The sequence below is a fragment of the Loigolactobacillus backii genome (assembly GCF_003946275.1).
GTDB classification, from domain to species: domain Bacteria; phylum Bacillota; class Bacilli; order Lactobacillales; family Lactobacillaceae; genus Loigolactobacillus; species Loigolactobacillus backii.
On record NZ_RHNQ01000113.1, the window covers coordinates 1 to 3412 of the forward strand.

Genomic DNA, 3412 nt, shown 5'->3' on the forward strand with positions numbered 1-3412 from the left:
GTGAGCTCTTTTTCTGCACAAAAATCCTGTTAATAGTTTACCATTTGTAAACTATCAACAGGAAAAAGTATAGAGCCTATTAAAATAGGGATTGCGTCAAAAATTGATTTTTGACGCAATCCCTATTTTTAATGTTCTAATTTTTTGAATAATATAAGTAGTAACTAGAGCTGATCAATAAAATTTCTATAACTAATAAACTAATTAAGCGCGCTGACTGATTGACTAATGGCCGATTTTGTTGGGCAGTCACTGAGAACTTAAAGTAATAATTGGGCGCCTGTTCTATTGGATTAGTGGTCAAACGAATAATTGGGCTGTGAGCCACTGACACGGTTACTGATTGTTGACTGATATTCTTTAGTTTTAGTTGATACTGTCCGGCTGCCAAGTATGTGGGACTTGTAATTAATCCCGGAGCGCGCGCTTGACTAACTTCGTGTGAATTTTTGGTTAAGGTTAACTGAACTTTCGTACCTGTTTTGGCAATATCAGAACAGTTAATGGTATTAAAATGTTCTGGAATTTGTAGTGGCTGCGTTAGGTGTTGCCCGGGTTTTAGTGTAAGTTGGCTCATTTGAAAATAACCTGGTACTGATTGGTTGGTAATGGGGGTACTAATTGATTGCGGTCGTGACCAAGCCCGTGTTACTAAAAAGGGCCAAAGATTAGCAACTAGCAGGAAAATAAGCAAACTAAAAGTAACTTTCTTTTGTGGTTTAAGTAGTGCAACGTGGGTAACTAATTCTGGTGTGCTACTGGCCGCTAATGCCAGTAAGAATGGAATTAATAGTAAAGCATAGCGCGCTTCAACTTCCCAGAAAAAAAGGTGGAGAAAAAGTATACCTAGGAAGCTTAACTGTAATAATAGTTGGTCAAAGTGGGGATTACGGATTTCCAACAGTGTCGCAATTAAAGCAGTAGTTAAACTAAATAGGTACAATACTTGTGTGAAATTAGCGACTAGCGTTTGGAACACAGCTTGATGTTTAAGGTAAGTCTTTGGAACCTGTTTAAAATGATCCGGCCAAAGAAAGGCCCCCACTGTACCTGTAGACCACATTGTAATTATTTTTTGGCGAAATTGTTTGACTAGGCCAATAAAGCCTAATTGTTTCAAGCGCGCTTTAAACGCCTGATTAACTGCCTGCTGATTTGCAGATGCAGAACCAAGTCTGGTTGTTTGATCAATATCTGTTTGTGAATAAGCACCAAAGGATTGTGGATTCAAACCCATTAAGGTCCATGAAGTGGTCGGAAATTCACTAGCCGGATTTGGCGCGTAACCCATTGTTTTGGCCAATTGCTGACTAACATGGCCACCAGCGATTAAAAGTAAGCCGCCAATAAGCGCCGTTAAAATTAATTGACCAATTAGACGGCGACTAGTTGGGCGGCTGAGTCCCCAAGCAAACAAAGTGGCAAGACCGAAAACAATGGTGTTGCCCTTAATTAAGTAACCGATGGTAAAGAAAAGAAGTCCTAAAGTCAGCCAAATAAGCTGTCGTTTTTTTGTTCGACTGCTAGCGGCCAAGTCTACGCAAGTTAACAGTAGTGCCGGGTAGATAATGACAATAATATCTGTATAAAAGTCTAAGGCGTACCAATAAAAAGGAACGAAAAGAAGACTGAGCGCCAGAAACGTGTTGGCAGAAAGCTGACCACGGTGGCGCTTTAAGAACCACCAGATTAATAGGATTGTGCCATCGATGTGAATGAAACCAATTAAATTTAAGAAATGACCAAATCCATTACCTTGAACTTGGCCAGTTAATTTCATTAAACCGGCCAAAATTAAAGTAATATTGACGTTATTGGGGTACCAAGAAAAATAGCGGAACCAGTACTGGCCACCTTGTGCAAGAGCAGCGGCCTGTAAACGAATTGCTGCCGGATCCAACGACCCCATGGCCACAATGTGTAAGCTTAACCAGACCTGGATTAGCAGTGCAATCAATGTACTAACGATTAATAAAATATGGATTATTCGGGGCCTAACTAGATTCAATTTTAAATAAGCCAGAAAAAGTAGCCCCAAACTTAACGTTAAAATGAGTAACGCTAAGGCTGGTAGCCAGGTCAAGTGTACCTGCCGATCGATTGGTGAGGTTAGAGCAGTAACTATTATTATAATAAGTGAAAGTGCTGTAATACCGGCGACACAACGACGTAGCGTAAGTTGCATAGGGATGATCCTTCTTATAGTTTAATGGTTGAGTAAAGGTGCTTAAGCAGAAAAAATTGGTTAACACTTAATAAAATTTATTATACGCGTGAATGAAATTATTTATCAATCTACGACCAAATTAATTTGTTAATGAAATTCTATCAATAGTGTGATTGTGGTATGCTTGATAAAAATTGTTGTGAAGTGAGGTACATAGTTGTGGAACGTAAAAAAACTCACGCTAACGCGATATTTATTATGATGTTGTTTAGCGCAATTATTATTGAGTCAGTTTGTGCGGCGGTGTTTTGGGGCAAGCTGGATATTTTAACGTATAACTTTCCTTGGGCACAAATTTCGGCACATCAGTGGGCGGGAATGTACCGGCCACAGTTTGCGGGTACCTATCAGGTTAACTACCCGCCATTAATGCCAACTCTGCTATGGCCAGTGGGCAAGCTGATCAATCATTTTGGCCTGAGTATCTCGGCCGGATCCAGTTTGCGTTTAGCAACATCCTTTTTATTGATTAAGGGATTGGGAATGCTGTTTCAGTGGTTGACTGCTGGTTTTATTTACTGGAAAAGTAAGCGGCCAGTTTGGGGCTTACTTTTAAGTGGTTTAATCTTATTAAATCCTAGTATGTGGTTTAATGCTGCTTTTTGGGGGCAGCTGGATTCTGCGTTGATCTTTTTTATTGTTGTTAGTTTCTATTATTTGAAACAGGAACGGTATTATGTGGCTAGTATCTGGTTTGCGCTAGGCTGCCTAACAAAGCTTCAATTTATCTACTTAGTTCCAATTTTTGGATTAGAACTTCTAAGTCATGTTAAGTGGCAGAAAGTTTTAAAATTAGTTGGCACTATTATCGGAATTAATTTAGTTGGCTGGCTACCTTTTATGATTAATATGAAAACGATCTTTTTACCGTTGAAGGTATTTGGCAGCGGTACAACACAGTATGCAGATATTGTGGAAAATGGCTTTAATTTTTGGGCAGGGGCGTTAAAGGCGCGAATTTGGAATAAGCAGTTACGAACAACTGACCACCTTGTTGGTTGGTTAACGGGCTCTCTGTCAAATCCTGTTGATAGCCAATTTTACAGCGTTAGAAGTTAGGCAACTTCTAATGCTGTTTTTTTATTTGGTTTGGTGCGCATTTGTTGTAGTTTGATCCGTGAAACTAAATGGTGATAGTTACGAAAACCAAAAGCCGTTCGCTGGATCTGTTTGATCATACGATTG

The 3412-nt window shown here is 39.5% G+C and carries 2 protein-coding genes; one reads left to right on the forward strand and one right to left on the reverse strand.

Translation table 11 applies throughout. The features are described 5' to 3' along the window. Positions 1-136: 136 nt before the first annotated feature. Positions 137-2185, reverse strand: coding sequence for a glycosyltransferase family protein (locus tag EKM61_RS11615; RefSeq protein WP_068225996.1), 2049 nt, complete (start codon positions 2183-2185; stop codon positions 137-139). Positions 2186-2386: 201 nt separating this feature from the next. On the opposite strand from EKM61_RS11615, the gene EKM61_RS11620 reads away from it, so the two are divergent. After that, positions 2387-3286, forward strand: a complete 900-nt coding sequence (locus EKM61_RS11620; protein WP_068225997.1) for a glycosyltransferase 87 family protein — start codon at positions 2387-2389, stop codon at positions 3284-3286. The last annotated feature ends 126 nt before the right edge of the window (positions 3287-3412 follow it).